The sequence below is a fragment of the Microbacterium sp. NC79 genome (assembly GCF_019061125.1).
Classification (GTDB): Bacteria; Actinomycetota; Actinomycetes; order Actinomycetales; family Microbacteriaceae; genus Microbacterium.
The window spans coordinates 2,072,223-2,093,991 of sequence record NZ_JAHQYI010000001.1; the positions used below are offsets into that span (position 1 = coordinate 2,072,223).

21 protein-coding genes and 1 tRNA gene are annotated in these 21,769 nt (G+C 61.7%); 7 read left to right on the forward strand and 15 right to left on the reverse strand.

All coding sequences use genetic code 11. The features are described from left to right. Window positions 1–81 precede the first annotated feature (81 nt). Together tmk and topA are read right to left on the reverse strand one after the other, a co-directional pair. The gene (gene tmk / locus KTJ77_RS09475) at window positions 82–714 is read right to left on the reverse strand and encodes a dTMP kinase (RefSeq protein WP_217338140.1); all 633 of its coding nucleotides are present in this window, start codon (window positions 712–714) and stop codon (window positions 82–84) included. Continuing rightward, on the reverse strand, window positions 711–3,527 hold the full coding sequence (gene topA / locus KTJ77_RS09480) for a type I DNA topoisomerase (protein WP_217338141.1): 2,817 nt from the start codon (window positions 3,525–3,527) through the stop codon (window positions 711–713). The genes tmk and topA overlap by 4 nt, the downstream gene beginning before the upstream one ends. A gap of 210 nt (window positions 3,528–3,737) precedes the next feature. Here topA and KTJ77_RS09485 point away from each other — a divergent pair, with 210 nt between their 5' ends. Then, on the forward strand, window positions 3,738–5,006 hold the full coding sequence (locus tag KTJ77_RS09485; protein WP_217338142.1) for a hypothetical protein: 1,269 nt from the start codon (window positions 3,738–3,740) through the stop codon (window positions 5,004–5,006). Here KTJ77_RS09485 and KTJ77_RS09490 read toward each other — a convergent pair. From KTJ77_RS09490 to KTJ77_RS09525, 8 genes are all read right to left on the reverse strand, one after another. After that, window positions 4,976–5,488, reverse strand: a complete 513-nt coding sequence (locus KTJ77_RS09490) for a hypothetical protein (RefSeq protein WP_217338144.1) — start codon at window positions 5,486–5,488, stop codon at window positions 4,976–4,978. The genes KTJ77_RS09485 and KTJ77_RS09490 overlap by 31 nt on opposite strands. Before the next feature lies 1 nt (window position 5,489). Then, window positions 5,490–6,050: a hypothetical protein gene (locus KTJ77_RS09495; RefSeq protein ID WP_217338146.1), complete on the reverse strand. Its 561-nt coding sequence runs from the start codon at window positions 6,048–6,050 to the stop codon at window positions 5,490–5,492. Continuing rightward, a complete protein-coding gene (locus tag KTJ77_RS09500) occupies window positions 6,047–6,712 on the reverse strand; it encodes a DUF4352 domain-containing protein (RefSeq protein ID WP_217338148.1) in 666 nt (221 codons plus the stop codon). The genes KTJ77_RS09495 and KTJ77_RS09500 overlap by 4 nt, the downstream gene beginning before the upstream one ends. A 98-nt stretch (window positions 6,713–6,810) precedes the next feature. Beyond that, window positions 6,811–7,542, reverse strand: a complete 732-nt coding sequence (locus KTJ77_RS09505) for a M23 family metallopeptidase (protein WP_217338149.1) — start codon at window positions 7,540–7,542, stop codon at window positions 6,811–6,813. After that, complete coding sequence (locus KTJ77_RS09510; RefSeq protein WP_217338151.1) at window positions 7,542–7,901, reverse strand: TadE family type IV pilus minor pilin; 360 nt, start codon at window positions 7,899–7,901, stop codon at window positions 7,542–7,544. The genes KTJ77_RS09505 and KTJ77_RS09510 overlap by 1 nt, the downstream gene beginning before the upstream one ends. 14 nt (window positions 7,902–7,915) lie before the next feature. Continuing rightward, window positions 7,916–8,173, reverse strand: coding sequence for a DUF4244 domain-containing protein (locus KTJ77_RS09515; RefSeq protein ID WP_217338153.1), 258 nt, complete (start codon window positions 8,171–8,173; stop codon window positions 7,916–7,918). A 42-nt stretch (window positions 8,174–8,215) separates the two neighbouring features. Beyond that, the gene (locus KTJ77_RS09520; protein WP_254367411.1) at window positions 8,216–9,115 is read right to left on the reverse strand and encodes a type II secretion system F family protein; all 900 of its coding nucleotides are present in this window, start codon (window positions 9,113–9,115) and stop codon (window positions 8,216–8,218) included. Then, on the reverse strand, window positions 9,099–10,160 hold the full coding sequence (locus tag KTJ77_RS09525) for a TadA family conjugal transfer-associated ATPase (RefSeq protein WP_217338154.1): 1,062 nt from the start codon (window positions 10,158–10,160) through the stop codon (window positions 9,099–9,101). The genes KTJ77_RS09520 and KTJ77_RS09525 overlap by 17 nt, the downstream gene beginning before the upstream one ends. Before the next feature lie 486 nt (window positions 10,161–10,646). On the opposite strand from KTJ77_RS09525, the gene acs reads away from it, so the two are divergent. Further along, window positions 10,647–12,614 (forward strand): acetate--CoA ligase, encoded by a 1,968-nt coding sequence (acs, locus tag KTJ77_RS09530; RefSeq protein ID WP_217338155.1) that lies wholly within the window; start codon window positions 10,647–10,649, stop codon window positions 12,612–12,614. A gap of 59 nt (window positions 12,615–12,673) precedes the next feature. Here the strand turns inward: acs and KTJ77_RS09535 are convergent, their stop codons facing one another. Together KTJ77_RS09535 and KTJ77_RS09540 are read right to left on the reverse strand one after the other, a co-directional pair. Beyond that, window positions 12,674–13,141 (reverse strand): RidA family protein, encoded by a 468-nt coding sequence (locus KTJ77_RS09535; RefSeq protein WP_217338156.1) that lies wholly within the window; start codon window positions 13,139–13,141, stop codon window positions 12,674–12,676. A 2-nt stretch (window positions 13,142–13,143) separates the two neighbouring features. Continuing rightward, on the reverse strand, window positions 13,144–13,359 hold the full coding sequence (locus tag KTJ77_RS09540; RefSeq protein WP_217338157.1) for a DUF4177 domain-containing protein: 216 nt from the start codon (window positions 13,357–13,359) through the stop codon (window positions 13,144–13,146). 63 nt (window positions 13,360–13,422) lie between these two features. On the opposite strand from KTJ77_RS09540, the gene KTJ77_RS09545 reads away from it, so the two are divergent. The 5 genes from KTJ77_RS09545 to KTJ77_RS09565 all read left to right on the forward strand — a co-directional run bounded on the left by KTJ77_RS09545 (window position 13,423) and on the right by KTJ77_RS09565 (window position 18,397). Beyond that, window positions 13,423–16,146: a transglycosylase domain-containing protein gene (locus KTJ77_RS09545; RefSeq protein WP_217338158.1), complete on the forward strand. Its 2,724-nt coding sequence runs from the start codon at window positions 13,423–13,425 to the stop codon at window positions 16,144–16,146. Beyond that, window positions 16,143–17,069, forward strand: coding sequence for a metallophosphoesterase (locus KTJ77_RS09550; RefSeq protein WP_217338159.1), 927 nt, complete (start codon window positions 16,143–16,145; stop codon window positions 17,067–17,069). The genes KTJ77_RS09545 and KTJ77_RS09550 overlap by 4 nt, the downstream gene beginning before the upstream one ends. Window positions 17,070–17,209: 140 nt before the next feature. Beyond that, window positions 17,210–17,283 (forward strand) — tRNA-Pro (locus KTJ77_RS09555). A gap of 69 nt (window positions 17,284–17,352) precedes the next feature. Next, window positions 17,353–17,544, forward strand: coding sequence for a hypothetical protein (locus KTJ77_RS09560; RefSeq protein ID WP_367948880.1), 192 nt, complete (start codon window positions 17,353–17,355; stop codon window positions 17,542–17,544). Between the two features lie 100 nt (window positions 17,545–17,644). Beyond that, window positions 17,645–18,397, forward strand: a complete 753-nt coding sequence (locus tag KTJ77_RS09565; RefSeq protein ID WP_217338160.1) for an HAD-IIB family hydrolase — start codon at window positions 17,645–17,647, stop codon at window positions 18,395–18,397. Between the two features lie 60 nt (window positions 18,398–18,457). Here KTJ77_RS09565 and galE read toward each other — a convergent pair whose 3' ends face one another. From galE to mqo, 3 genes are all read right to left on the reverse strand, one after another. Next, window positions 18,458–19,474 (reverse strand): UDP-glucose 4-epimerase GalE, encoded by a 1,017-nt coding sequence (gene galE, locus KTJ77_RS09570; protein ID WP_217338161.1) that lies wholly within the window; start codon window positions 19,472–19,474, stop codon window positions 18,458–18,460. Between the two features lie 37 nt (window positions 19,475–19,511). Next, on the reverse strand, window positions 19,512–20,177 hold the full coding sequence (locus tag KTJ77_RS09575; RefSeq protein ID WP_217338162.1) for a thymidine kinase: 666 nt from the start codon (window positions 20,175–20,177) through the stop codon (window positions 19,512–19,514). 107 nt (window positions 20,178–20,284) lie between these two features. Beyond that, window positions 20,285–21,742, reverse strand: coding sequence for a malate dehydrogenase (quinone) (mqo, locus tag KTJ77_RS09580; protein ID WP_217338163.1), 1,458 nt, complete (start codon window positions 21,740–21,742; stop codon window positions 20,285–20,287). Window positions 21,743–21,769: the final 27 nt, after the last annotated feature.

A 21,769-nucleotide genomic window follows, 5' to 3' on the forward strand; every position in this document is an offset into this window, starting at 1 on the left:
CGACGCCGTCTGGCGTTTCGCTTGGAACGCGTCGATGCGCCAGAAGAGCGGCGCTCATCGTCGAGAAGACGACGGACAGAGTCACTCAGCGTTGATCGCTCGCTGTACGCGGGTACGTATCTGGTCGGCTATTTTGTCCACTGACTGTTGCGCGTCCACCACGATGAAGCGTTCTGGTTCCGCCGCAGCCAACGCGAGGTAGGCATCGCGCACCCGCGTGTGGAATTCCAGCTTCTCGGCTTCCAGACGGTCGAAAGGCTTGTCGGCCGCGTCGAGACGCTGCCGCGCGATAACCGGGTCAATGTCCAAGAGCACCGTGACATCCGGTAGCGCACCCTCTGCTGCCCAGAGCGAAAGGTCACGCACCTCCCCCGCATCAAGCACGCGGCCAGCGCCCTGATACGCGACGGAGGAATCGAGGTACCGGTCTTGCAGCACAATGTCGCCGCGCTCGAGCGCTGGGCGCACCACGGTCGCCACATGATGCGCACGGTCGGCGGCATACAGCAGAGCCTCGGCACGCGGCGCAATATGGCCGCGGTGGTGCAAGACAATGTTGCGGATCAGCTCGCCGACTTCGCTGCCACCCGGTTCACGCGTGTGCACGATCGTGCGGCCGAGGGTCTGCAACCACTCCATCAGCAAGGCCGACTGCGTCGTCTTGCCTGAGCCGTCTCCGCCCTCGATCGTGATCCAGAGCCCGCGAGCACTCACTCGCTATCCGCCGCCTTCTTTGCGGGAGCCTTCTTGGCCGCCGTGGTCTTCGTAGCCGTGGTCTTCGTAGCCGTGGTCTTCTTCGCTGCCGTGGTCTTGGCCGCCGTCGTCTTCTTGGCCGCCGCAGTCTTCGTCGCGGTGGTCTTCTTCGCCGGCGCCTTCTTGGCGGGAGCCTTCTTCTTGACTGGACCCTTGGCGCGCTTGTCAGCGAGCATCTGAACGGCCTTTTCAAACGTGATGTCGTCCGGCGTTTCACCGCGCGGAATCGTCACGTTCGTCTCGCCGTCGGTCACGTACGGCCCAAATCGGCCATCGCGCACACGGATCGGCTTGCCCGATACCGGGTCAGCGTCAAACTCTTTCAGCGCGCTCGATGCCTTGCGGGCACCGTACTTCGGCTGCGCATACAGCTCGAGTGCTTCGGCAAGCGTGACGTCGAAGATCTGCTGCTCGGTCTGCAACGAACGCGAGTCCGCACCCTTCTTCAGGTACGGGCCAAACCGGCCGTTCTGGGCGGTGATCTCATCGCCCGACTCCGGGTCGAGGCCAACAACGCGCGGCAGATCAAGAAGCTTGAGCGCCGTCTCCAGATCAACGGTGTCGACAGCCATCGACTTAAACAGGCTGCCCGTGCGCGGCTTCGGCTCGTCGGCCTTCTTCTTGGCCTTCTTCCGCGCCTCAACAACCTCACCGGTTGCTTCGTCGACGACTTCGTCCTCCGCAGGCAGGAGCTCCTGCACGTAGGGACCAAAACGGCCATCCTTGACGACAATGAGTCGCCCGTTCTCCGGGTTTTCACCCAGCACACGGTCACCAGCAACCGGAGCTTCAATCAGCTCAATTGCCTTCTCGGCCGTGAGCTCATCGGGCGCGAGATCTTCCGGAATGTTGATGATGCGCGGCTTCGCCTCGGGGTTCGCCGGGTCAACAACCTCAAGATATGGCCCGTAGCGGCCAAAGCGCAGGGTGGAATTCTCGGTGATCGACGTCGCATTCAGCGCACGCGCGTCAATGTCACCGACGTTGTCCACAATGTGGCGCAGACCGACGTGCTTGTCTGAGCCGAAGTAGAACTCCTTCAGCCACTCCACGCGGTTCTGCTCGCCGCGCGAAATCGCGTCAAGGTCATCTTCCAGCGCTGCAGTGAAGTCGTAGTCGACGAGCGAGCTGAAGTTCTCTTCCAGCAGGCGCACAACGCTAAAGGCCATCCAGCTTGGCACCAGTGCCTGGCCACGCTTGGTGACGTAACCGCGCTCGATAATGGTGTCGATGATGCTCGCGAAGGTCGATGGGCGTCCAATGCCCTTTTCTTCCAATGCCTTCACCAGCGATGCCTCGGTATAGCGCGGCTTCGGCGTGGTCTTGTGCCCCTTCGCCTCCACGTCGCGCACGGACACGGAGTCGCCAACGGCAAGTGCAGGCAGCGACTGGTCAGCGGCCTTGTCGGCATCGCTGCGCTTTTCGTCTTTGCCCTCTTCGTATGCCTCCAGGAAGCCCTTGAAGGTATAGACGGTTCCGGAAGCCGTGAATTCGGCCTTCTTGTCGCCAGCAGCAACAGCCACGGTCACCGTGGTGGTCTCAAACTTGGCGTCAGACATCTGGCTGGCGACCGTGCGCTTCCAGATCAGGTCGTAAAGGCGCTGCTCGTCGCGGTTGAGCTCAGACGCTACCTCTGACGGCGTGCGGAACGTCTCACCCGACGGACGAATAGCTTCGTGCGCTTCCTGCGCGTTCTTGCTCTTCGACTTGTAAACACGGGGCTTGAGCGGAACCGCGCCGTCGCCGTAGAGGGTGACAGCCTGCGTGCGGGCGGCGGTGATCGCCTGGGCAGACAGCGACACCGAGTCGGTACGCATATAGGTAATGAAACCCTTTTCGTACAGCTTCTGCGCCACCGACATTGCGTTCTTGGCGCTCAAACCGAGCTTGCGGCCCGCTTCCTGCTGCATCGTCGAGGTCGTGAAAGGCGCGTACGGGCTGCGGGTGCCTGGCTTCGCTTCAACTTTTGTCACATCGCCGGAACCAGCGGCTGTGATCGCGTCGGCAAGTGCGGTGGCTTCGGCTTCGGTGAAGACCAAAACGGCCTTCTTCAGCTTGCCGTTTTCGTCGAAGTCGGTGCCGCGGGCGAGGGATGCGCCATCAACCCGCACGAGGCGAATGCGGAAGTTGTTGTTGTCTTTCGCTGCGTCTGCGTCAACGTCCCAGTAGCTGGCCGAGACGAACGCCATGCGCTCACGCTCACGGTCGACAACCATGCGTGTCGCGGCGGACTGCACGCGGCCGGCGGAAAGACCGGGCTGAACCTTGTACCACAGCACGGGGCTGACGTCCCAGCCATAGAGGCGGTCGAGAATGCGGCGGGTTTCCTGCGCGTCGACGAGCGCGGTATCCAGTTCGCGGGTGTTGTGGACGGCAGCCTGAATCGCGTCCTTCGTGATTTCGTGGAAGACCATGCGACGCACCGGAACCTTGGGCTTCAGCGTCTCGAGGAGGTGCCATGCGATGGCCTCGCCTTCGCGGTCCTCATCAGTTGCGAGGAGCACTTCGTCGGCGTTCTTCAGGGCACGCTTAAGCTCCTGGACCGTCTTTGTTTTGCGGTCGCTGACGACGTAGAGCGGGTCGAAGCCGTTCTCAATGTCGATGGAGTACTTGCCGTATGCAGCCTTTTTCTCGGCCGGAATGCTCTTCTTATCGGCCAGGTCGCGAATGTGACCGACCGAGCTGAGCACCTCATAGTCGTCGCCGAGATAGCCCTGAATTGACTTCATCTTCGTCGGTGACTCAACGATGACGAGCTTCTTGCCGTTTGCCAAGAGTGTTCCTTCCTCCGAGAGCACACCATACACGCCCCCTCCCCGGTATCGACAGGGAGAAACGTGTGCGCAGTGCGAGTCTCAGAGCGTGATGTGGCTTGCGCGACGACCAGTTTTACGATGCACGGGACGCAGAGAAACATTAAGTCGTCACGTCACACCTTACGGCGTTTCCCTGGCAGACGGCGCCGCTGGCACTAGTTTGGTCTCATGCTCGCTCTGTTGCGCACGTGGGGTCGGGTGCTCGTCATGCACGGTCCGGCCCTCGGCGCCGCGTACCTTATCGGGCACACCGCACACTACATTCTGATCTGGGTATCGGGAATCGTGGGCGCCTACTCTTCCTTCGCCCTTGTGCTGATCGCACCCCTGGCGGTGCTGTCGAAGCTGTTGGCTTTCGTTGCGATGATGTTGATCACCCGTGACGCACTTCCCACCCTGAACCGCTTCGCGCCCGCGACCGAGCGCACAGTGGGTGCGCGCCGGGCTGGGTTCAGCGAGGCTGTGCTCTCCTCCGTCATTCCGTTCTTTGCCTTCTACTATGCGGCCGGCTTCTTCCGTGAGGATCTCGCGCGCATTCTCACCATTTCGCAAAACCAGGTGATGGTCGGTGCCGGTTCTGATATCGGCAATGCGACGCAGTTCGACGTGTCTCCCGCTCTCCTGATCTTGCTCGTCACGTGCTTCGTCCTGAAACAGGCATGGGAGAAGTTCAAAAACAAGCTGCCGATTTGGACCCGCGTGCCAGCGGTGTACCTCGATGTGGTGTGGGTTCTCGTTCTCATCTACGGCGCATCCTCGTTTACCGTCGCGATCGAGGATTGGATCGCCTCTCGCGCTGTTGTGCAGTGGACAAACGACTTCGGCGACTGGTTTGCCGTCAGCATTCCCGCAGTCGCGGTGGCCTGGGAGGCCATCGTGCAGGTTGTCACGGTCATTCTCAACCTCAGCGTGGTTCCGCTCGCGTGGCTCCTTATCGCCGGCGTCGTGTTCGGCGAAGCGATTGCCGTGCAACGTCCCAAAATGGAGCGCATCACCCGACGCTACGACCGCCTGAACGCGGCCGCGAAACGCCGACTTCGTGACACGGCGGGGCTCGCGAGTAGTCGCGTAAAGCCGATCCTGGAAGCAGGAACGCTCCTCCTCCACGCTGGCCCCATCCGCATTGCGTTCTATCTCTTGCTTTCGCAGGCGTGGCTGTTCCTCGATCAGACACTTGCTGCCGGAATCCCCCGTCTTTTCGGAGCGCACGCATGGGAATGGTGGGTCATGTTCCTGCCCCTCATCTCGGTGATTCCGGCGCTCATTTCTGAGCCCATCCGCATTGCGCTGATCGCGGCGGCTTACGACGGCGTCTTGGGCACGGCACGGAACGGCGGCGTGCAGAAGACACCTGCTGGTTCCGGAACCATCGCCCCCGGTGTCGAGAATCTGGTTCCGTTCACCCGTCAGCGCGAGAATTCAACCTCGACTGGCTGATCGGGGTCAAGAAAAATCAGGGTGAAGTTGCCGGTGAGCCCCTCAGGAATGAGGAACACCAGGTACTCATCAGATTGTTCGCTGGGCGAACCGACGCAGTTCGAGGTGAAGCTCGCCTCGCCAGTGAGACCCAGCTCCATCGACGTCGGCCGGAAGACAAGGGTGGGGTCTTGGTCGTGCCGCAACTCGACATGACAGTTGTATGTGGCGTCTTCAGGCGCATCGGCGTCGACGGCGATCAATACGACTTCGACGCCGATCATGGGCTCATCAGTCGCTGGGCGCTGAAACGACACGCTCATGTCGGTGACCGTCGTTTCTTCCAGCTTGAACGTGTCGCTAATGTTCACGCGGGTGGCTGTGCCGCCGGTCTGTACGATCGTCGGGCGGATGGCGATCAACCAAACCGCCAACACAAAAGCAGTGATCGCGATCGGCAGCGTCATGAGAGCCCACCGATTCGCACGCATCCAGCTCGACATGTCAGTACCCCACCACGGCTGAATCGACCTCTATCGTCGGCACCTGCTCGGCAACGGAGAGATCGATGGCGAAGGCGAGGTAGGTGTCAGCGTTGTCGACGTCCCAACGCGAGCCCAGCCGCAACTCCCCCGTCTTGTGAGCATCTGGTTCCGGAATCTCAAAAACGAGATAACCCCGTGACGGTGCGGCGACGAAAATTCGCGCGTCTTGCATGCTGTTTCGCACGCGATCTGAGGGCCGATACTCGTTGCCTTCGATGTTGAGAGTGGCGTGTTTGATCGTGCCTTCGGTTTCGTCTGTGAGTGATTGCGCCGTGATCCCGATGACGACCCAGATGGCGCCATCGCTCTGCGGATAGATATCGGAACCTTCGACCACGTCATCGGTGAGAGTTACGTCGGTAATGGTGACGCTGACGTTTCGGTCAGCGATCTCTTCGCCGACCACACCCGTGATCGGGAATCCGTCGCGCCACGCGACCTCCTGGGGCGTGACGAGGGAGATGAGCCAGCCGCCGGCGAGCAAAGCGAACGCTATGCCCCAAGCTGTGAGGCGCTTCATGGTGCACCGACTTCATCCGTGATGGCGAACTCGCCAATCGCGATGGTGTCGAGGGTTTCGTAGTAGCCGTCTGAGGTGTCACGAAGGAACTTGTTTGGCGTGTATTGGCTGGGGGCGAAGGCAATGGTGAGGAAGTCGCGATCAGTCGGTGGTTCAATGGCAAGCACCGTGATGTCGTACGTTTGCGTGAGTTTCGGGCCGAGCTGAACCGAGGCGTCGCCACTTGCGGTGCGAATCGAGGGGTAATCAAGTTCGAGATCTTCATCGATCGCGATGGCATTGACCCCATAGGTGGGGTTGGTCAATGTGCCCGCCGTAAAGAGTTCGGTGACCGAGTATGTGGTGTCAAACGTGTTCGTGACGGTTACGCGAAGCGTCAGAAACTCACCGCCATTTTCGTCCGGGTCACCGTAATTGTCGGTGGTTGTGAGACGAACGCTATCGATCGTGACGTCAGCAATACCGAGGTGTATAACTTCGCCCGCTTTTGCGGTGGCGCACGTCTTGTGACCATCTTTGAGTCCACCGAATATCGCGATTGCGCCGACCAGGACCGCTGCCACAAACGCGAGGTACACCACCGTCGGTACGCGATCGAATATGACAGGGAGCCGCGACCGTGTTGACGGTGGTTGCGGTGCCGGCGCATCGGTGATGGTCACAACGCACAGCTTATGGCGCGATGGGCGAGAACATGCACCCCGATATGGTGTGCTGCTGAATCGCACCATGGCAAATCTGAGCTGGCGTCAGCGGTCGGTCAGTCGAGAACGGTCATGGGGTCAATGAGGGCTCCGTTCTGTTCGAGTGTGATGTGGACGTGGCAACCGAATGACTGCCCGGTATCTCCTTCCAACGCAATGAGCTGCCCGGCAACGACGGTGTCGCCCACCGCGATGAGAATCCCGCCATTTTGAATGTGCGCGTAGCCGGTCGTGAGGTCGTTTTCGTGCTCAATACGCACCTGATTGCCATAACCCCCACCGTCGCCAGCGCTGATGACGGTTCCGGCCCGTGCCGCGTAAATCGGCGCACCGCACCCCGCTGAAAAATCCACGCCCTCATGGAAACTCGAGGCGCACCCTGACGCATCGCACTGCACTTCCCGTTGGCCAAAGGACGAGGTGATGTCGCCGTCGCTTGGACGCACCCACCCTGCGGCATTCATAGCGACTGCACTTCCCGTCGATCCGGCGCGAGCCGCGACGGCAATCGGGAAGCCTGCGTACGTGGCCTGCACACTCACCCGCACCATGGCAGCGTCGATAACGCATTCGGTGAGTGTGGCGCGGTTTGCTCCGGCAATTCGGGCGGCGTTGTCACACGGATCGCCTGCGCTGAATCCCAATGCGGTGTCGGCGGCGGCCAGTGCCGCAGCGTCTGCCGCTGCGCTCACGCGTTGCGCTGTAACAGCGGCTCCGCCGGCGGCCACGATACCGCACGCCAGCGTACTGACGGCAGCCATGGTTCCGAGGCTCATCATCACGCTCATTAGAGCCCTCCCGCGAGCGCGCATGCCCGGGCGCTGAGGGTGAGCGGAACCACGATACTGACGGTCGCAGAAGCGGTGACGCACACATCACCGTCGACGAATGTTACGTCCATCGTCGCGCCGCTCACCGCCGTCGTGATGGCGGATTCCGCGCGCACGACATCATCGTCACGCGCAATCAGTCGCGCAGCGTCGGCAGCGGAGTCTTGGAGCAGAATCTGTTTGCCCTGAGCCGAGATCATGGCAGACATCACAAGCAGAACCAGCACCACAGCGGGAAGCGCGATCGCAAACTCTGCGGTCGCGCTCCCCCGTTGTGAACGGCCAAGCGCGCGCACTCGTAGCCACTGCCGACGCACGGGGTGCAACCGGGTTAGGGCACCGTGAGGGCGCGTTCGATGAGATCGGTCAGAATCTGCTTGACTTCGTCTGATCGCATGATGGCCACAAGTAGGCCTGCGAATGCGACGGCCGCCATCGTGGCGATCGCGTATTCCGCGGTGGCTGCACCTGTTTCGTCGCACGCGACGGCTCGAGCGCGCTCGATGAGGCCTCTCGGCCGACGGGAGGAGCCGCGCAAAGCCCGCGTTTTGCACGCGGAACCGCGCAACGGTGCGGTGATGAGTGTCATGACATTCCTTTCTGATGTGGGCACGTGAGTAGGTGGGCACGGTCATAGCGGCACCTCGGTGCTCGCGATCACGCTGAGCATCATCGGCGCAACACCCAGCAGGAAGAACGCAGGCAGGGCGCACACCCCGATCGGTAGCAAAAGTTTGGTGGCGAGACGCGTAGCGCGAAGGCGCCCAGTGGTTCGCGCTTGGGCCACCATCGCACTCGCGCTCGCCCGCAACAGGTCAACCGCGGGAACCCCAGCAATCCGCGATAAGCGCAAGATATGAGCGGTTTCATCGGCCTCGGCGGCACCGCCCACGTCAACATCGTCGACCAACTGCTGTGCGCGTGCCGGAGAGGCTCCGCCTGCCAATGCAATCGACATGAGTTCCGCCCGCAGTCCAGGAACCACGGTGCTGGGAGCCGCTGCGGCGACGATTCGTCTGGTCCACCAGCGGGCAAGGACAATCATGCCGACCCCGAGAACCAGGCACGCGATACCAATGGGGTTGGTGGTGAGAATGACAAATGAGTTGAACCCGAGCACGACTCCCATGACGACAGAAACCGCGGGCAACCACATCATGAGACGGGCGGTCGATGCTGGTTCGGAAAGCGCGATGCGCACTTCGTTGGCAGCTTCGCGAGCATCATTGGCGACGCCCACCATCGATCGCAATGCCGGCGACACCGGTGATCCCACGGCCGTCGCAATGCGCCAGGCACTCGCTACCCATTCCCATGACCCGCCCTCAGCCTCCACGGCGTCGGCCACACCCACGCCTGCGCGGATGCGAACATTCACTCGAGCAGCAAAATCTCCGATCGGGTCATCGTCATCACAGGCTTCGGCGATGTAGGAGAAAACACGTTCCGGAATCGCCCCGGACTCCAGCAGTACCGCGATTCGAAGCGTCGTCGCTGCCACATCGGCCGAATGTTCACGCCGCATGGTCATCACGCAACCTTTGGTTCAGTCGGACCGGCCCCACTACCGCAGGTTCCGTTCGGGGCGTGCCCTGCGCTGGCTCTGTGGGGTGCACGACCAGGTGCCCATCGTGCAGGGCGAACTCTCCGATCGCGTCGACGCGCCGCACGCCGCTCGATGATCGAGTGAGGTGGACAACAAAGTCCATGGCGCTGACCACCTGTCGGGCGAGGGCCGCCGCATCGAGGCCAGCGAGAGCGCCCAGCGCTTCCAGTCTCGTTGCCACGTCGTGCAGACCATTGGCATGAATGGTTCCGGCACCGCCATCGTGCCCGGTATTCAGTGCGCTGAGGAGTTCACGGATCTCCGCACCACGACATTCACCGATCACGAGTCGATCGGGTCTCATCCGAAGCGCTTCGCGTACGAGCTGCGCAAGCGAGACGGCACCGGCACCCTCAACGGTCGCCTGGCGAGACTCCAAGGCCACATGGTGCGGATGCTGGAGGCGGATCTCCTGGACGTCTTCGATCGTGAGAATGCGCTCGGACGGCGCCGCCTCGCTCAACAGCGCCGAGAGCAGCGTGGTCTTACCGCTTCCGCCCGCTCCCGAGATTAAGAAGTTGGCGCGCCTGCCCACACTCTCGCGCAGCCACGCGTCCTGTTCTCTGGTGAACATCCCTGCTGCCGCTAGCTCAGTGAGGCTCTGCCCAGCCATCCGCGCAATGCGAATCGAAATCGTGGTTCCGTCCACCGCAATCGGTGCGAGCACCGCGTGCACCCGAACACCACCCTCAAGGCGCACATCAACACACGGGTGCGCATCGTCAATGTGTCGGTCGCCCGCGGCCATCAGGGAGACGGCGAGGTCACGCACCTCCCGCTCCGATGCACCCCAGGATTCGTCTTTCTCGCTCCCCTGACCTCGATCAATGAAGAGGCCGCGTGCGCCGTTGATGAAGACGTCGGTGACCTCGGGATCGTCGAGGTAGCGCGCAAGAGGTTGCAAGACGCGAGGTCGCGCAACGAGCGGCGCAGCCACGTGTTCGGCATGAATGACGAATGCTTCAACCATGCCAACGACGATAGGAAAATCGTGGTGCCCGCAAGCGAACCCGCACCAGGGTGTGCACGCTTCCCGAAAATGTCACCGTTGTGGAGGAATGAGCGTCGACAACGGCGAGGGGCGATGACACTCCGTACGCGGCGCCAACACGCATCTCCCCAAAGAGAAGGGCGACGCTCCAACCGGGGGAAGTGGAGCGCCGCCCAGCAACGTCCGTGGCTTGGGGGAACCGTATCGGCCGTTGCGGTGCCAGAATCAGATCGTTCGGCTCTACGACTATACGACGAACACCGCACTTGTGCCGCGCTCGAAGGATGTATGCGTGCAGTGTCGGGCACCTACGCGTGCGGCGGCCGGCACATGCGGGCGGCGCCGCACGTGCCCACAATGCCGATAACTGACTTTCGGCAGTAGTCGCTCCCGCGCTCCGCCGATAAATTCACCCCATGCCGCAACGAAGCGGCGTTCGTCATTTTCGCAAAGGAGCATACGCGAATGAGCAGTCAGATCGATCACCTGTTGAACGAAACCCGCAAGTTTGCACCGTCCCCCGAGTTCGTCGACAACGCGATCGCTACCCAGGAGATGTACGCAGAGGCCAAGGCCGACCGGGAAGCGTTCTGGGCAGATCAGGCTCGCGAACTGCTGACCTGGAGCACCCCCTTCACGGAGGTCCTCGACTGGACCAACCCGCCGTTCGCGAAATGGTTTGCCGATGGCAAGCTCAACGTCGCCTACAACTGCCTTGACCGTCACGTCGAGGCAGGCAACGGCGACCGCGTCGCGCTGCTGTTCGAAGGCGAACCTGGAGATACCCGAGAGGTCACGTATGCGCAGCTGACCGATGAGGTTAAGCGCCTCGCGAATGTGCTGACTGACCTCGGTATCGGCAAGGGAGACCGCGTTGCGATCTATCTCCCCATGATTCCCGAGGCCATCGCGTCAATGTTGGCCGTTGCACGCCTTGGTGCCGCCCACTCCGTCGTCTTCGGCGGCTTCTCGGCCGACAGCCTCCGTTCCCGCATCGACGATGCCGGCGCCAAGGTCGTCATTACGGCTGATGGTGGTTACCGCAAGGGTCGTGTATCTCCGCTTAAGCCGGCCGTCGACCAGGCGCTGTCTGATCGAGGCAACGGCGTTCAGGCGACAGTTGAGAAGGTGCTCGTCGTAAACCGCTGCGGCAACGACGTGCAGTGGACCGAGGGCCGCGACCTGTGGTGGAACGATCTGGTTCCGTCGGCATCCAACGAGCACACCCCCGAGGGTTTCGAAGCTGAGAACCCGCTCTTCATCCTGTACACGTCCGGAACCACAGGCAACCCGAAGGGCATTCTGCACACGTCGGGTGGTTACCTCACGCAGGCTGCTTTCACGAACCGCACCGTTCACGACCTGCACCCTGAGACCGACGTATATTGGTGCACCGCCGACATCGGGTGGATCACCGGACACACCTACGTCACTTATGGCCCGCTCGCCAATGGCGCGACCCAGGTGCTCTACGAAGGAACCCCTGACAGCCCGCACCCGGGCCGCTGGTGGGAGCTCGTCGAAAAGTACGGCGTCACCGTGCTCTACACGGCACCGACCGCGATCCGCTCGTTCATGAAGATGGGTCGACAGGTCCCTGAGCAGTTTGACCTCTCCTCCCTGCGCCTGCTCGGCTCAGTGGGCGAGCCGATCAACCCCGAAGCCTGGATGTGGTATCGCCACGTCATCGGTGGCGATTCCACCCCGATCGTCGACACCTGGTGGCAGACCGAAACGGGCGCCATCATGATTTCAGCGCTTCCCGGTATCACCGAAACAAAGCCCGGGTCAGCCCAGGTAGCGCTGCCCGGAATCTCAATCGATGTCGTCGATGAAAAGGGCAACGACGTCGGCGACGGCAATGGCGGCCTCTTGGTCATCACCGAACCATGGCCGAGCATGCTGCGCGGCATCTGGGGCGACCCGGATCGCTTCGTCGAGACGTACTGGAAGATGTTCCAAGACAAGGGCTACTACTTTGCTGGCGACGGTGCACGCCTCGATGAGGATGGCGACATTTGGCTTCTTGGCCGCGTCGACGACGTGATGAACGTCTCAGGTCACCGCCTGTCGACCGCCGAAATCGAGTCAGCGCTGGTTGGCAATGAGGCCGTTGCTGAGGCCGCTGTCGTCGGTGCGTCCGACGAGACGACCGGCCAGGCTGTTGTCGCGTTCGTGATAATCAAGGAGAGCTACCTCAAGACGCACCAGCCTGATGGTCTGGCTCAAAACCTGCGCCTGTGGGTCGGTGAACAGATCGGTCCGATCGCTCGACCGCGCGACATCTACATCGTGGGAGAGTTGCCGAAGACCCGCTCAGGCAAGATCATGCGGCGTCTGCTGCGCGACGTTGCCGAGGGTCGTGAGGTGGGAGACACCACAACACTGGCCGATACCGCGGTGATGAGCACGATCTCTCGCCAGGTGAAGTAGGCGCGCAAGCAAAAGGGATCCGCGGAACCAGTTGGTTCCCCGGATCCCTTTTTGTTGCGTCAGTTGGTGGTGAAGATGACTTCGACCTCCACAGGGGCGTCAAGCGGCAATACCGGAACGCCAACGGCGGAGCGGGCATGCGTGCCCTTTTCGCCAAAGATCTCGCCGAGAACCTCGCTTGCACCGTTGATCACGCCAGGCTGACCGGTGAACTCGGGCACCGAGGCTACGAATCCGGTGACCTTGAGGACACCAGTGATGTTGTCTACACCACCGGCGACGGCAGCGGCCGCGGCCAGCGCATTGAGCGCGCTTTGGCGAGCATAGGCCGTCGCGTCGGCCGCTGGGACCAGCCGGTGGCCGTCGCCAACTTTGCCTGTCGCAGGCAAAGAACCAGCCACCATGGGCAACTGGCCTGACGTGTAAATCAGGTGGCCGTCAACAATGGCCGGAATGTATGCGGCCACGGGGGCTGCCACACCGGGAAGCTCAATACCAAGCTCAGCAAGTCGTGCAGAAACGGTCATGTTCACGCCTCAAACTGCTTGGCGGCAACGGCGGCAGACGCGAGGCCAGCGTTCTCCGGAGCAGCGCTGGAAACCGGACGCTTGAAGTAGGCCACCAGGCCGCCTTCAGCGTTCGTAACTACCTGCACAAGCTCCCAGCCCTGCTTGCCCCAGTTATTGAGGATCGCGGCGGTGTTGTGAATCAGTAGCGGCGTGGTGAAGTACTCCCAGGTCGTCATTGTTCTCCCGACTCTCATTCACCCGTGGGCGGATCCCCAGGGTTTTCAATTACGATCAAGCCTATGCCTGGAAAGAATCGCACGTTTAAAGGTGTGCTCGGAGGAGTCCTCGGATTCACCGCGTTGAGCGCCCTCGCTGGTCTTTTGTTGACCGCAACGATCACTCCCGCGATCGCGCTGACGAGCACGGCTGCGTCCAGCGCCATCTCCGTGTTCAACAATATTCCGGGATTCCTCGCCATCGACAAGTTGATGCTGCCGACGGAGATTTACGCCACAAACAAGCAGACGGGTCAGCCCCAGCTGATGGCGCAGTTCTGGGAACAGAACCGCCAGCCGGTAACGTACGACCAGGTGTCGCCGTACATCGTTGACTCCCTGCTGTCATCGGAAGACCCGCGTTACTTCGAGCACGGTGGCATCGACATGATCGGTACCGCCCGCGCGCTGCTCTCCAACGCTGCAGGCGGAGGCGAAACCCAGGGTGGTTCGTCGATCACGCAGCAGTACGTCAAGAACGTGCTCATTCAGCGTTGTGAGGCGGAGAAGGAGACGCAGGAAGAGAAAGACGCCTGCTGGACAGAAGCGACCAACGCTGAGGGCGCCGAAGGGTACAAGCGTAAGGTTCAGGAGTTGCGCTACGCGATCGCGTTGGAACAGCGCTTCTCGAAGGAAGAAATTCTCCTCGGCTACCTCAACATTGCGAACTTCGGCGGCCGCACTTACGGCATTGAAGCCGCCGCACAGCGCTACTTCGGGGTTTCTGCCGCGAATGTGACCCTTGACCAGGCGGCAATCCTCGCCGGCATGGTGCAGAACCCCAACTCGTTCCGTATCGACCACCCCGAGTGGGAGATGAACGGTGAAGCGACCAACTACCAGGAGACGAAACACCGCCGCAACTACGTGTTGGGCCGTCTCCTCGATGACAAGAAGATCACCGAGGCCGACTACGACGCGGCCTACGCGTTACCGATTACGCCGAACATTCAGGCCGAGAGTTCGGGCTGTGTCACGGCCGTCGACGCCGAATACTTCTGCCAGATGATCAAGATCAAGGTTCTCAACGACCCCGCCTTTGGCGAGACGGCAGAAGAACGCCGTCTGATGCTTGACCGCGGCGGTCTGAAGATCTACACCACGATGGACTGGGATCTGCAGTGGAACAACATGCGCACGATGGAGTCCACGGTGCCTGCCACGGTGGAGGGTATTGCAAACTTCGGCTCCGCGATCGTCAACGTTGAGGTCGGAACCGGCCGTGTGCTCTCGATGGTGCAGAACACGCATTTTAGCGAAGCATCCGCGGACGCTGGCACCCCCGGCTACACCAGCCTGGTCTACGGTGCTGATCAGCGTTATGGCCTCGGAACAGGTATCGGCTTCCCTGCGGGTTCGACGTTCAAGGTGTTCACCGTCCTCGAATGGCTCAAGGAGGGCCACTCGATTCGTGAGGTGCTGAACGGCGTGAACCGCAAGGCATGGACGGTCGGTTGTGGTACGGACAAGATCAAGTTCGACCCCGAAAAGATGGTGCAGAACTACAACGGCGTCCGTGGCTACACCGGCGATATTGTGCGCTTCACTCGTGACTCCCTCAACTCCGGCTTCTTCGCCATGGCTGAGAAGCTCGACATGTGCAAGATCGGTCAGACCGCCATGGATCTCGGCGTCTACAACGGCAACTACTGGACGGGCAGTGTTCAGAACGAAGCAGGCGAAACTGCCACCGGCTACCTCAAGGCCGATGGCACCCCGAACTACCTCCTCGACGAAAACGGTGAGCGTGTGCTCGATGAGGCTGGCTTCCCGGTAACCGAACCAGACGCACTGACCCCGATCGACATGACGACCGGTCACTTCTCCGTGCTGGGATCACACAACGTTTCGCCGCTCGCGATGGCAAACGCGTACGCGACAATCGCGGCGGGTGGCACATACTGCGAACCGCGCTTCATCGACCGTGTCACAGACTCCGACGGCAAGGATCGCCCAGACCTGCTTCCGGTCACCACGTGTACCCCCGGCGTCATCAGCCCTGAGGTCGCCGCAACCGCCATCGTGCCGCTCAGCGCTGTCATGAATGATGGTGCAGGAACGGGTCGCCAGGCCAACAACTGGGACGGCGTGCCGGTGTTCGGCAAGACCGGTACGCACGAAGAGTTCCAGACCTGGATGGTGCAGTCCAGCTCCAAGGTGGCAACGGCCGCGTGGGTCGGTAACTCCGAAGGCGAAAGCGACATGACCTGGATCTGGCTTGATTCGGGCAAGCTCACGGATCTTCGCTACAAGCTCTCCCGCGAATCGCAGGGTGTCGCCAACAGCGTGTTTGGTGGAGCTGCATTCCCGCAGCCCGACCCGAACCTGTCGCGCCAGGTCTACAAAGACCTCCCCAACGTTGTCGGCATGAGCATTGCTGACGCGGAAAAGGCGCTGGAGGATGCTGGCTTCGCCGTCACTGTTGGCCCGGAGATTCCCGGTAGCCAGCCCGCCGGAATCATCGAGCAGCAGGATCCGGGCGCCGGTTCTGTTGTCGCTGGCACGACCGTCACAATCTCCCCAAGCAACGGACAGGGCGGTGCTGTGCCAGACGTGATGGGTATGTCTGTCAAGAACGCCAAGTCAACGCTCATCAACGCCGGGTTCACGAGCATTCAAGAATCCTGCGTCGAAAAGGATGACGCGCCCAAGGAGGGCACTGTCACCGCACAGTCCCCTGGTTCCGGAACTGTGACGACGAAGCAGACTCCGGTTTCGATCACCTACGAGCGAGAAAAGTGCAAGTGAGTTCTGCAGGACGCACAACACGTCGCCTCTTTGCTGCGGCTGGCATCGCTAGTGCCGCCGCGGCAACCTGGGGTTTCGGAATCGAACGCCACCTCTACACGTTGCGTCAGCACACGGTAGCGATCCTGCCGCCGCGTACCGACCCCATTCGCATCCTGCACCTGTCTGACGTGCACATGGCACCGTGGCAGGGGCGCAAGCAAGCATGGCTCGCATCGCTCGCTTCGTTGCGTCCCGATCTCGTCATCAACACCGGCGACAATCTCGGCCACCAGGACGCCCTGCGCGGAATCAAGGCGAGTTTCGCCGGCCTTGCTGGCGTGCCAGGACTCTACGTGCACGGCTCCAACGACATCGTTGCCCCGCGTCCGCGCAACTGGCTCAAATACTTTGCTGGTCCTTCCGAGCCCAGTGACGGCCCGGTCGAGACGCTCGACACCGGGGCCCTCGATGAGTACTTCACCGATGCCCTCGGTTGGCGGCCGCTGAACAACGCTGCCGCCACGCTCGATGTGCGTGGCCACCACATTGGCGCTTTCGGCGTCGATGACCCGCACGTCGGGCGCGACCGCATGGACATGGTGCCGGATCTTGCCGCCAGCGTTGCCGACGCCGAGTTGCGTTTTGGCGTCGCCCACGCACCGTACCGCCGTGTGCTCGATGGCTTGATGGCTGGCGGCGCCGACGTATTGTTCGCTGGGCACACCCACGGTGGACAAGTGCGCATGCCTGGCTTCGGTGCTCTCGTTGCGAACTGCGATATTCCGCTGCACCAGGCACGCGGGCTCTCCACGTGGCATGACGACAGCAGAGCCATCCCCCTCAACGTCAGCGCCGGAGTGGGCCACTCGATCTACGCACCCGTGCGCTTCGCATGCCGCCCTGAGGCGTCCCTTATCACCCTGGTTCCGCGCTCCGCTTAGGCGGATGGTTCCGGAACCACGACTGCTGCTAAGCAATTTGTTTGACGGTTTTCGGCCGGTGCGGTTTGGTTTTCTCGCCACCCGCAAGCAGGAATGGTCAAGAGCCCAGCCGAACATGGGATAGACTAGAACAGTTGTCACGGGGTATGGCGCAGCTTGGTAGCGCGCTTCGTTCGGGACGAAGAGGCCGCAGGTTCAAATCCTGTTACCCCGACAATAGTGAAAGGGCCGGATCATACGATCCGGCCCTTTTGCGTTGCCGCTGTGGCTCGTTAAAGCCGCCGTGAACCGCATTATGGCCGAGCAGGCACGTCGGGCTGTCGTTGTCACCGACAGCAGCAAGCTGGGTGAAACGGCGTTCGCGCTGGTCGGCGGCACCGAGCTTTTCGCGGCTGTGCTTACCGACTCCGCAGCCGATGCGGCCCGGGTCACTTCGCTGCGCGATGCCGGATACGACGTCATCATCGCGGAGTAGTTCGCGCCTCACACGCCAAGCCGCTACCCGCTGACGCGGCGCCAATCCTCAGGTGCCGTCGATAGGATGGAGCGGTTCTGACACCTGATCCGGAAGAGTTATGACGACACCGCTTTTGGTCGCCTTCGACCTTGACGACACCCTCGCCCCTTCGAAGACCGCGATCGACGCTCGAATGGGTGCGCTCCTGTCTGCGCTCAGCCAGCGCGTCGAGGTTGCCATCATCTCCGGTGGTCAGTGGGACCAGTTCAACAGCCAGCTCGTCGCGAATCTGCCCTCAGACACCGATCTCACGCGCATTCACCTGCTGCCCACGTGCGGTACGCAGTATTGGCGCCACGATGGTTCCGCCTTCGCCCCGCTGTATGCGGAAAACCTCACTGCGGAGCAGAAGGCAGCGGCTTTGCGCATCGTCGAAGCGGAAGCGCGCGCGCTGGGGCTGTGGGAAGCGGAACCATGGGGCAACATTTTGGAGGACCGCGGTTCGCAAATCACGTTCTCCGCACTCGGCCAGCAAGCTCCGCTCGATGCGAAGAAGGCGTGGGATCCGGACGGTTCGAAGAAGGCGCGTCTGCGCGACGCCGTGGCCGTCCACCTGCCTGACCTTGAAGTGCGCTCGGGTGGATCAACGTCAATTGATATCACCCGAAAGGGCATCGATAAGGCGTACGGGATGAACAAGCTGGCGGCCGCCACCGGCATTTCACTTGACGACATGCTGTTCTACGGCGACCGCCTCGATCTGGGTGGCAACGATCGCCCCGTGCTCGATATGGGCGTCGAGTGTGTGAGCGTAGACGGCCCTGCCGACACCGCGGATCATCTCGACGAGCTGATCCCCCAACTCCCCTGAATTCGTAACGAGAACGGCGGCCCGAATCTCTTCTGGCCGCCGTTCTCGTGATGAGGCGCGTTAGCTGTTGTAGCCCTGGGGGTTCTTCGTCTGCCAGGTCCAGTAGTCACGGCAGGCGTCATCAATCGTGAGCTGTGCCTTCCAGCCGAGCTCACGCTCTGCCTTCGACGGGTCGCAGTAGGTTGCGGCAACGTCACCGGCGCGGCGCGGCTTAATGTTGACGGGCAGTTCGTGGCCGATGGCCTTCTCGAACGCCGCGACGACACCCTTCACGCTGACGGGTTCACCGGTTCCGAGGTTGTAAACGCAGTACCCAGGCTGGGCTTGCTCGAGCGCAACCACGTGGCCGCCTGCCAGGTCAACGACGTGGATGTAGTCACGCAGACCGGTGCCATCCGGGGTGTCGTAGTCGTCGCCGAAGATACCCACTTCGTCCAGCGTGCCGATGGCAACGCGAGACACAAACGGCATGAGGTTGTTGGGGATTCCTGCGGGGTCTTCGCCAATCAGTCCCGACGAGTGCGCGCCCACCGGGTTGAAGTAGCGCAAAACGGTCACGGCGAGGTCAGGTGAAACCGCCGCGACGTCTTCGAGCACCTTCTCGTTCATGCGCTTCGACTTCGAGTAGGGGTTCGACAGGTCAACACTTGTCGTCGACTCTTCTGTGAACGGAAGATCCGCTGGGTCGGAGTACACGGTTCCGGTGCTGGAGAACACAAACGACTTCAGGCCACGCTCGATGCCCACGCTCAGCAGCGTAAACGTGCTGCCGAGGTTGTTGGAGTAGTACTTCAGCGGCAACTGGGTGGATTCCCCTACGGCCTTGTGCGCTGCGAGGTGAATGATCGAGTCAAACGGACCATACTCGTCGAACACGCTCGACACCGTGGCCGGGTCCTTGGCGTCACCGACAACGAGCGGTGCGGGCTTGCCGGTAATTTCTGCGACCCGCTCAGCGGCAACGGCCGACGTTGCCGACAGGTCGTCAAGGAGAACGACCTCGTGGCCTGCATCGAGCAGTGCCACGGCCGTGTGAGTGCCAATGTAGCCGGCGCCGCCGGCGAGAAGTACGCGCATGAACCCAGTTTACGTGGCGCGGCTTCTCAGCCCCGGCCTATTGCACGCCCTGCGGCAAAAGCACCCCGTTCGATTCTTCGAGATAGCACGAGCCGCACAGCGATTCATATGTCACAAAGTGCTCGTCACGCACGGCCGCCGTCGCTGCGTCAATGGCGACTTGATCGCCGTCGAAGATAAAGCGTCCGCCGATCACCCGACCGTTGAACACGGCCTTGCGCCCGCAACGACAAATGGTCTTGAGCTCTTCAAGCGAGTGCGCGATTTCCAGCAGCCGCCGTGAACCCGGAAATGCCTGCGTGCGAAAGTCGGTGCGGATTCCGTAGGCGATCACCGGAATGCCATCAAGCACCGCAATACGGAACATGTCGTCGACCTGCGCAGGAGTGAGAAACTGCGCCTCATCGACGAGGAGACACGCAATACGGTGTTCCCCAGGCACCAGCGCATCTGCCGCATCTCGCGCCAGGCGCTCGCGTGCGGCGGTAATCACGTCGCGCGCGGCAGCATCGGCTGGCAACAGAATATCGACTTCACGCGTCATGCCCAGGCGCGATTCGACCTGGCTCGCGCCCTTGGTATCGATGGCGGGCTTCACCAGCAGCACACGCTGGCCGCGTTCTTCGTAGTTGTAGGCCGCCTGCAAGAGTGCAGTCGACTTCCCGGAGTTCATCGCGCCATAGCGGAAGTACAGTTTGGCCACCAGAAGAGTCTACAAAGATGTGGCTCCTACGCAGGACAGAACCGCGGGTACGTGAACGCAAACGAGCCCGCCCCTCGAAAGGGACGGGCTCGTGAAAGCGTGAGTGCTTAGCGGTTGATCTGCAGCGCCTCAGCGGTTTCTGAGACGACCTTGTCAGCCTCAGCCGGCTTGTCGTTCAGCGTCTCGCCATAGGTGGGGATGAGCTCCTTGAGGCGCGGTTCCCACTCGCCAATGCGGTCGGGGAAGCACGTGTTCAGCAGGTCGACCATGATCGACACGGCCGTCGACGCACCCGGCGATGCGCCAAGGAGACCGGCAATCGAGCCGTCGGAGTGCGCGATGACCTCGGTGCCGAACTGCAGCTTGCCGCCCTTCATCACCTGAGCGCGTTGACCGGCGTTGAGAAGAACCCAGTCTTCGTCCTTCGCCGTGGGCATGAACTCGCGCAACGAGTCCACCTTGCCCTTGTGCGTCTTCATGAGCTCACCAACGAGGTACTTGATCAGGTTGAAGTTTGTGAGTCCGACCTTGATCATGCTGAAGACGTTGTGGAAGCGAACCTGCGTGATGAGGTCCATCATGTTGCCGTTCTTCAGGAACTTCGGCGTGAAGGTCGCGAACGGTCCGAACAGAATCGAGGTCTCGCCGTCGACAACGCGGGTGTCGAGGTGCGGCACCGACATCGGCGGCGCACCAACGGCAGCCTGCGAGTACACCTTGGCCTTGTGCTGCGAAACGATGGCAGGGTTGGACGTCTTCAGCCACTGGCCACCGATCGGGAAGCAACCATAGCCCTTGATCTCAGGAATGCCCGAGCCCTGCAGCAGCTTGAGGGCCCAGCCACCAGCGCCAACGAAGACGAACTTGGCGTTGATGGAACCAGGGGTGCGGCCGAGCATGTCGCGGAAGTTCACCTTCCACGTGCCGTCCTTCTGACGCTTCAGCTTGCGAACCTCGCGGTTCGTGTAGAGCGTCGCACCCTTGCTCGTCATGTTGTCGAACAGCTGGCGGGTGACGGAACCAAAGTCAACGTCGGTGCCGGCAGGCACTCGGGTCGCCGCGAACGGCTCGCCTGCAACACGCTTCTGCATGAGCAGCGGTGCCCACTGGTTGATGACGCGGCTGTCTTCGCTGTACTCGATGCCAGCGAACAGCGGCTCGTTCTTGAGCGCCTCATAGCGGGTCTTGAGGTACTTGACGTCTTTTTCGCCGGTAACGAAAGTCATGTGAGGAGTGGGATTGATGAAGGTGTCAGGAGCGTTGAGCACGCCCTCCTCCATCAGCTTCGTCCAGAGCTGGCGGCTCTGCTGGAATTGCTCGTTGATCGAGATGGCCTTGGCCGGGTTGACGGAACCATCGGCTGCGGCAGGCATGTAGTTCAATTCACACAGCGCTGCGTGGCCGGTGCCCGCGTTGTTCCACGCGTTGGACGACTCCTGCGCGACGTCGGAGAGTCGTTCGAAGACGACGATCTTCCAGTCCGGCTGAAGCTCTGAGATAAGGGTGCCAAGGGTGGCACTCATCACTCCGCCACCAATAAGAACGACGTCTACAGTTTCACTCACCCGACTAGTTTAAGCCGTCGGATGCCG

Excerpts from the sequence above, each read along its gene's own strand:
- KTJ77_RS09495 (WP_217338146.1), bottom strand. The coding sequence starts at position 6,050 with ATGAAGCGCCTCACAGCTTGGGGCATAGCGTTCGCTTTGCTCGCCGGC.
- KTJ77_RS09505 (WP_217338149.1), bottom strand. The coding sequence starts at position 7,542 with ATGAGCGTGATGATGAGCCTCGGAACCATGGCTGCCGTCAGTACGCTG.
- KTJ77_RS09515 (WP_217338153.1), bottom strand. The coding sequence starts at position 8,173 with ATGACACTCATCACCGCACCGTTGCGCGGTTCCGCGTGCAAAACGCGG.
- KTJ77_RS09540 (WP_217338157.1), bottom strand. The coding sequence starts at position 13,359 with ATGACGACCTGGGAGTACTTCACCACGCCGCTACTGATTCACAACACC.
- acs (WP_217338155.1), top strand. The coding sequence starts at position 10,647 with ATGAGCAGTCAGATCGATCACCTGTTGAACGAAACCCGCAAGTTTGCA.
- galE (WP_217338161.1), bottom strand. The coding sequence starts at position 19,474 with ATGCGCGTACTTCTCGCCGGCGGCGCCGGCTACATTGGCACTCACACG.
- KTJ77_RS09525 (WP_217338154.1), bottom strand. The coding sequence starts at position 10,160 with ATGGTTGAAGCATTCGTCATTCATGCCGAACACGTGGCTGCGCCGCTC.
- KTJ77_RS09520 (WP_254367411.1), bottom strand. The coding sequence starts at position 9,115 with ATGACCATGCGGCGTGAACATTCGGCCGATGTGGCAGCGACGACGCTT.
- KTJ77_RS09485 (WP_217338142.1), top strand. The coding sequence starts at position 3,738 with ATGCTCGCTCTGTTGCGCACGTGGGGTCGGGTGCTCGTCATGCACGGT.
- KTJ77_RS09535 (WP_217338156.1), bottom strand. The coding sequence starts at position 13,141 with ATGACCGTTTCTGCACGACTTGCTGAGCTTGGTATTGAGCTTCCCGGT.
- KTJ77_RS09545 (WP_217338158.1), top strand. The coding sequence starts at position 13,423 with ATGCCTGGAAAGAATCGCACGTTTAAAGGTGTGCTCGGAGGAGTCCTC.
- KTJ77_RS09565 (WP_217338160.1), top strand. The coding sequence starts at position 17,645 with ATGACGACACCGCTTTTGGTCGCCTTCGACCTTGACGACACCCTCGCC.
- KTJ77_RS09490 (WP_217338144.1), bottom strand. The coding sequence starts at position 5,488 with ATGTCGAGCTGGATGCGTGCGAATCGGTGGGCTCTCATGACGCTGCCG.